The 6959-nt window shown below is 70.4% G+C and carries 5 protein-coding genes and 2 pseudogenes; 3 read left to right on the forward strand and 4 right to left on the reverse strand.

Features of this window, described 5'->3' with window-relative positions:
* Window positions 1-388 precede the first annotated feature (388 nt).
* The 3 genes and pseudogenes from B7767_RS35530 (at window position 389) to B7767_RS35540 (ending at window position 2575) form a co-directional block, all read left to right on the forward strand.
* On the forward strand, window positions 389-937 hold the full coding sequence (locus B7767_RS35530; RefSeq protein ID WP_085575652.1) for a YciI family protein: 549 nt from the start codon (window positions 389-391) through the stop codon (window positions 935-937).
* Between the two features lie 70 nt (window positions 938-1007).
* Window positions 1008-2146 (forward strand): annotated as a pseudogene (locus B7767_RS35535) (lipase).
* Window positions 2147-2389: 243 nt separating this feature from the next.
* Window positions 2390-2575: a hypothetical protein gene (locus B7767_RS35540; protein WP_085575653.1), complete on the forward strand. Its 186-nt coding sequence runs from the start codon at window positions 2390-2392 to the stop codon at window positions 2573-2575.
* 42 nt (window positions 2576-2617) lie between these two features.
* Here B7767_RS35540 and B7767_RS45960 read toward each other — a convergent pair whose 3' ends face one another.
* From B7767_RS45960 to B7767_RS35555, 4 genes and pseudogenes are all read right to left on the reverse strand, one after another.
* Window positions 2618-2869 carry a hypothetical protein gene (locus B7767_RS45960; protein WP_143652808.1) on the reverse strand — a complete coding sequence of 84 codons (252 nt, stop codon included), beginning with the start codon at window positions 2867-2869 and terminating at the stop codon, window positions 2618-2620.
* A gap of 339 nt (window positions 2870-3208) precedes the next feature.
* A complete protein-coding gene (locus B7767_RS46825) occupies window positions 3209-3499 on the reverse strand; it encodes a chitin binding peritrophin-A domain-containing protein (protein WP_179167428.1) in 291 nt (96 codons plus the stop codon).
* A 76-nt stretch (window positions 3500-3575) separates the two neighbouring features.
* Window positions 3576-4058 carry a hypothetical protein gene (locus B7767_RS46830; protein ID WP_179167429.1) on the reverse strand — a complete coding sequence of 161 codons (483 nt, stop codon included), beginning with the start codon at window positions 4056-4058 and terminating at the stop codon, window positions 3576-3578.
* A 443-nt stretch (window positions 4059-4501) separates the two neighbouring features.
* Window positions 4502-6959: pseudogene (locus B7767_RS35555) on the reverse strand (hypothetical protein); the annotation flags it as partial.

Raw genomic sequence — 6959 nt, forward strand, 5'->3', positions numbered from 1 at the left:
GGAGGAAGCGGCCGATGGCCCTGTCCAGGGCCTCAGCGTCCGCTCGATGCTGAGGCGGTCTTTCCGGAGTCGATCGGTATGGCGCGCGAGGTCACCCTCCTCTGTCCCCGGGCCGGGCAGCAGGGCCCGGGGCGGTTCCGTCGGCGGGCCGTTGCTGTGGTGGTCGGCCGATGAGCCCTGGTCGATGTGCGCCGAAACCGGACCACTGCAAGCCACTCGACGCGCCCGTAGGGCGGGAGCCGGTCGCGGTGGTCCCGGTGGTCCAGATGCATGCACGGGATGTGCCCGGACTTGTCTTCCCCGCCGATGCCGCCTCGTTCGGAGAGCGGGCTCATCGTTGCCAAAAGCCAGTTGAACGGGTGTCCTCGGTAAGAAAGGGTCTGTGGTCATGGAGTTCTTCTGCCACCACCGTGATCGGCCTGGCTCCCTCGCGTTGCGCGAGGAGCTGCTGGAGGAGCATTGGTCCTACATGGACCGGTACGCGAAGGAGCTGATCGCTCGCGGCCCGACCTTCGCCGATGACGGTGAAACACCCACCGGCAGCGTGCACATCGTCGATCTGCCCGATCCCGCCGCCGCCCGCGCGTTCGCCTTCGACGAGCCCAACTACCAGGCCGGCGCGTACCGTGACGTGCTGCTGCGCCGGTGGCGCAACATGCTGGGGCGCACCATGTGGGATTTCCCCGGTGGTCCGAGCGGTGGCAACCGCTACCTGGTGCTCGGTCTCGGCGTGGGCCCTGCCGCAGACCTTGCCCTGCCGTCCGACCGGGACGAACTGGTCGCGTACGGGCCGCTGCTGTCCGACGACGGCGACACCTGGCTGGGTACGGCGGTGCTGCTCAGGGCCCCGGATCCGGACAGGGCACGAGCCGTCCTGAATCCGGACAGGTACGCGGACATCGAGGTTCACGACTGGGAGTTCGGCGGGCGCCGATGAGCCATGAAGGCACGGGGTCGATGTCATCCCCGGACCACATCGACCTGGGACAGGAGCGGTGACGGTGGCGATGCGGGCGGTTCCACTGGTGGGCGGGCCGGTGGAGTTACGGGGCGCGCTGGACCTGGAGGCCACACAGACAGGGGTGATGCCACGCCGGTTGCCCGCGTGGACCAAGGAGCAGTACCAGGACCCGTCAGTCCACGGGGTGACCGTGATGCCCTCGGGGGTGCGGCTGGTGTTCCGCACCGATGCGCGCGCAGTGGAGTTCGAGGTACTCACCTTCACCGGCCAGCTCGACTCCGCCCCCCGCCCTCGGCCGACCGGGATGCTGGAGTTGCTGGTCGACGGCGCCCTGGCCGGGCGTCAGCAGGCGCCCGCGGGCAACGTGCTGCGGATGGCGGGCCCGGGGCCGTACAGCGGCTTATCCCGGGCGAGCCGGGAACCGTACGGTTCGCCGGGCTGCCGGCCGGCACGAAGGACGTCGAGTTGTGGCTGCCACAGCGGACCCCGACGGAACTGGTGGCACTGCGCGCTGACGGCGACGTGCCGGCGCCGCTGCCGGACGGGCGGCGCCGCTGGGTGCACCACGGCAGTTCCATCAGCCACTGCATCGAGGCCGACGGCCCGACCGGAACCTGGCCGGTGGTGGCAGCTGCGCTCGGAGGGGCGGAGGCGATCAACCTCAGCCAGGCGGGCAACGCGCTGCTGGACCCCTATGTGGCCCGGACGATCCGCGACACGCCCGCCGACCTGATCAGCCTCAAGGTGGGCATCAACATCGTGAGCCTGTCCGCCTTCCGACTGCGGACATTCGGTCCAGCGGCACACGGGTTCCTGGACACGATCCGGGAGGGACATCCGGACATCCCGCTGCTGCTGATCTCTCCGGTGAGCTGTCCGGCCCTGGAGGAGGCTCCCGGTGCGACCACGACGGGCCCGGACGGCAGGCTCGCTGCCCTGGGCGACCCGGCCGATGTGGCCGGCGGGGCGTTGTCACTGGCGGTGGTCCGCGCCGAGCTGGCCCGGATCACCGCGGCACGACAGGCGTCCGATCCCCACCTCCACTACCTCGACGGACGCGAGCTGCTCGGCCCGGACGAGGCAGAAGACCTGGCAGACGGCCTTCACCCCACCGCCGCCGCACACCGTCGAATGGGCAAGCGCTTTGCAGCCCACGCCTTCGCGACCGACGGTCCCTTCCGCTGAGCGAGCCGGGCTCCACACCCTGCACCAGGTGTGGAGCCTCCACGCCCCTCCGGCTGGAGACGGACGGCGGGGATTCAGGGACTGCTCCCCTTATGAAGGACGGCTTCGTGTGATCTCTTCCACTGGAACGTCGTCGTCGCCGTTGGGGCAGGGGTTGCGCGTGCTGCCGAGCGCAGGGCGTGTCGTCAATGACCTGCGGCGTTACTTCGACATAGGCAGGCCGCCTTCGACGCGCCGGACGGGTTGGGCACCATCGCCTCCTGTACGACCGAGGTGGTGCTGCCCGCGACGGGCCCCTGGTCCAACCTGGGCAGGGGCGGCGCCCAAGCGGACATCGTCATCACCGCGCCCGAGGACGGGGTGCCGCTTTTGTTCGTGTGTCCAGAGGCGGCTTTCCTGATCAGTAGGTCGTGGTCCGGCCTGGACTGACCAGTGGGGCCGGCTCCTGCGCCAGCAGTGGATCGGTGCGTGTCATGCCACTTTCCTGTACTTGCGGACAGCGGTGACGCCTTGGATCGAGTAGACGGCCGTCATGCCGTCCGGGGTCTGTTCGCGCACGATGGTGCCCTTCTTGCCCTGGCTCTCGAACGACTGGATCAGCGTGCCGGCTTCCTCGGTGAACACGGAGGTCGCCTGGATTCCGTTGGCGAACAAAGGGGTGGAGACCTGCTCGCCGAGGGCGAAGGTGATCTGGTCGGTCCACAGCTCCGACAAGCTGGTCAAGGTCCACCTGTCGCCGTCACGGCCGAGTTCCTCACTCGGCCTGACCATGGCTTGGGCCTCCCGGTGAGCGGCACTCATCCCCGCGGCCTGGAGGAACTGGTCCCATACGGGATCTCTGGGGTCGCTCAGCAGATCCCACTTTCCGGGCTGCATCATCGTTCACCGCTTTCGTGTCAGGGTTGTTCCGCAGCCCGCGATGGCTTACGGCACCGCGGAACAGTGCCGCACGTCCTGTCGCACGGCTGCCTCGTCAAGTGGAGGGGGACGCAGGCGCCACACTCCGCAGCCCGTCCGGAAGGTGGAGGGCACCACCTTCCCGGCCACCGCGGTTTCCTGGCCTCAGAAGTTCTCGGATGCGCCCGTGGGGGGCATCTGCCACGGGTGGACGCACGCGATTAGTTCGGGGTGGAACAGGGTGCCGGGGCCGCACTGGAAGTCGAAGCGGGTGAGTTCCGTGCCGTCGCCGTCCATGTCCACGCAGCGGTAGAACTTGGACTGGTCGTCAGGATCGGGGAAGAAGCCCTCCTCGGTGCAGGCAGGAGGAGTCGCGGCAGCCTGTGCGGTGGGCGCGCAGGCGAGACCGGCGAGAGCGAGCAGCAGAGCGGTTGCAGCGTGACGTGTGCGATTCATGACGTGTAAACGCTTTGCACGGGCCCTGGGGTGTTCACCACTTCGGGTGGCGCAACGCGGTACCTCGATTTTTTCGTCAGGAGGTGGCTGCCCCGGTCTTCCCGGCGGCGTGCAGAAGAGGTCGTACTGCGACCACCGGCTGTCCGGTCTCCCGAGACACCGAAGAGGGCGGCTCCGCCGGTGCGTGACGGAGCCGCCCTCTGCCAGGGTTGTGGCTGCTGACGGTGATGCCCTTGCCGCCCGCGCAGTTGCCGGGGATGACACGGAGGGTGGAGCCCGGGGTGTTGCGCGGGGTGGCGGTGACGATCGCCCGGGAGAGATCGACATCAGGGTCGCCGATCTCGACGCAGTAGACGTGCGACGAGGCGGTCACCGACGCCACGCCCTTGGAACGCACCACCGTGCCGTCGGCTTCGACCAGAGCACCGGCCTGCAGGTACGGGGCCTGGGAGCTGCCGCCATCAGGGGCCGCGACGGCGACCCCGGCCACCACGGTCGCCGCTGTGGCGAGACCGGCGCCGGCCAGCGCCATGCTCCGGGCTCTCTTCGACTTGAACATGGGCCTTTCCTCCACCTTCACCCGGTGGTTTCTCCCGGTCAGCCGCACACGAATGACGCCATGAGGAAGGACCTTCACACCTAGCTGCATCCGGGATAAACCACCGCTGGGAGGGATGGCGAGACACGTGGCAGGACCAAGAGCCGGGTCGCGTGCAGGCGGTGCGGTGTGACTTACGGCGGAACACCTGACACACCGTCTGCGCCGAGTGAGGTGCCGGCCTCACCGGAGAACGGTGAAAGGCGGCAGAGCGCGCCGACCGGGGCGCGGCCCACAAGCGGCGAGCCCGGCAGCCCTGCCGGCCCGGCGGCCCGGAACCCGGCCCCTCCCCACGCCCCGCCAGAGACCCACGCACCCAATAATGTGACAGCGCCCCTCAGAGGTACCTGAGGCCGGTCCACTTGGCGGGAGCCGGCACCGTACCGGACCCCGGGCCAGGCATCTCAGTCGGGGAGAGGGCAACGCACCACCACCACGTCCGCTTCGTGTTCGACCCGCACCGGCCAGACCGTGCCGGGGGCGCCGGCCACCCAGGCCGAGCGCAGGTCGGCTGCCACCTCGATCTGTCCGGGATGGGCCCTGGCCAGGCCGGACACGTGCTCCTTGACGGCGATGCGCGTGCTGCGTTCGGGTAGCGGAAGACCGGCCGGAAGCCGGTAGATCCGTGAGGTGGTGCCCGGCAGGGTGTCGAACCGGCGGACCGTGTCGACGGAGAGTGTGGTGATCCCGTCCCGGGTGCTGGACAGACCGGCGGTGGGGACATACCGGAGGCCCGTCGCGAAGGCCCTGCGGTCCCGCAGCGGCACCCGTTCGATCCCCGGCAGGCGCACCAGGACCTCCACCAGCCTCAGGCGCGCCACGACCCGGGTGCCGATCTGGGCCTGGACGTCGATCACCGGCAGCAGGTGGTGCCCCTGGTCGAAGCCGGCGAACCGGGCCTCGACCCGCAGCTCACCGCTGGTCGGCAGCGGCTCGTACAGGTCCAGCCAGGGCAACCGGTGGGGGTAGCCGACCAGGTCCTGGGACAGGCCAGGAATCCACCGCCAGAGCGACTGGGACGGGATGGCGTGCAGGAAACCGTCGAGCAGCCCCTGCCCCAGCCGGCCGAACGGCGTGGTGCCCCGTCCGGCGTCGAGCACCGCGCTGGAGCCGGTGGAGCCCACGGTCAGTGAGGTCAGGTACTGCAGCGCCGGGCCGTGGAACAGCTCCGCGGCCTCGTACGGATCCGGCTGCGGCCGGCCGTCGGGGAGCGGAGGAAGCAGGGCCGGGGGAGGCCCCGGCACGGTTCCGGTCAGTACGGTGGCCTCGCCGACCACCTCGTACCGGGACAGTTCACCGGCCTCCCGCCAGACGGAGAGACGAACCGCGGTCCCTTCCCCGGCCGCCGGTTCGGCGTCGGTACGGATCCGCGCGGGGCCGGGCAGGGGAAGCCAGCGGTGCAGCTGAACCTCGCGCAGGCCGACGACCGGTTGACCGGTCAGCCTGGCCGCGGCGGTGGCGAGTTGATCCACCGTGGTCATCAGGGGCACCGCGGGAACCACGAAGTTGGGCCGGTGGTCGTCCAGCCAGGTGTCCACTGCCGGGTCCAGTTCCAGCTCCCGCACGGCCGGATGGCCGTCGACCACCCGGACCCCGATGCGGGGCAGGTGGTAGATGCGACGTCCGTCGATCCACAGCCAGGCCTCGGCACGTACGTATCGGCCGCGCGCGTCGGTCCCGTACTCGGTGATCTCGGCCTCGAACGTGACCACGCCGTCGCTCGGCACCACCTGGCCCCGGTAGAGCCAGCGCACCTCGTGACCGACGGCCACGGACTCGAAGCGTGGGGCGGTCAGCCCGGTGCCGGCGTCGCGTTCGAGGAGGTACCACTGGAGCAGCTGGACCACACCTTCGAGGCCGAGGGATCCGGGTTGCACCGGGTCGGTGAAGAAGTGGGCGCGGAAGTACCAGTCCCCGGCGTCGACCTTGCGCTCGGCGCGCAGCCGGCCAAGTCCCGCCCGTCCGGCATCGGGCCAGTACCCGGTGACCCGGTCCAGCATCAGCAGCATCGGTCCGGGCAGCCGCAGGGAGCCGGAGCCGTAGCGTTCTTGACGATGCCGCAGCTCCACCACCCGGTCGCAGGGTTCGGCCAGCCGGGCGCGTTCGGTGGCGGTGGGGAGCAATCCGGGCTGCCGGGCGAACGAGGCCACCGGGAAGTACCCGAACTGCGTGGACAGTTCCATGACCGGCAGCAGGGCGCCGGTCTCGTCGACCGCCTCGCAGGAGACCTCGAACGGGACGAGGGTGACGCCGTCGAACTGCGAGAGGTCCCCCAGCTCGACCCTGGTGCGCAGGGTGCGGATCCCGGCCGGGATGTCCCGCAGGACGGTGCCGTTCCCCTGCAGGTTGCGGAAGAGCAGCTCGGGGGCGTCCGGTGGTTGCGGCACGAGCAGGCTCGCGGCCATCCCGCACGGTTGCAGGACCACCTCGTTGAGCACCGCGAACGGCATCACCCGGGTGCCGTTCTCCTCGAAGTACCAGGCCTGTTCCGGTACGTCGTACTCGGCGACCAGCCAGGAACCCGGGCACGGCCGGTCCGGTTCGAGGCCGGCGTCGACGATGCGGGTGACGAACAGGTAGGGCGGGCCCGGCAGTCGAGCGCAGCGCTTGCCGCCGTCGAACTGGGTTCCACGGGTGCCGAACGCGCTGGGCCGGCCCCAGGCTGCGGCCAGCATCAGCGGGAAGTCCGCGCTCCGTCCGGCGAGAGTGGCCGCCGCCGGGTCGGGGCACAGACCGCGCAGGCCACCGAGCACCGGCAGCGGCACCGGTGCCCCACTGGCCTGAACGGCGGGCGGCCCCAGCCACCGCCAGTACTCCAGGGGCCAGTCCGGGACCAGTGCCAGCCCCACCCCGGAGGCGGGG

The organism is Streptomyces sp. 13-12-16 (assembly GCF_002114215.1).
Classification (GTDB): domain Bacteria; phylum Actinomycetota; class Actinomycetes; order Streptomycetales; family Streptomycetaceae; genus Streptomyces.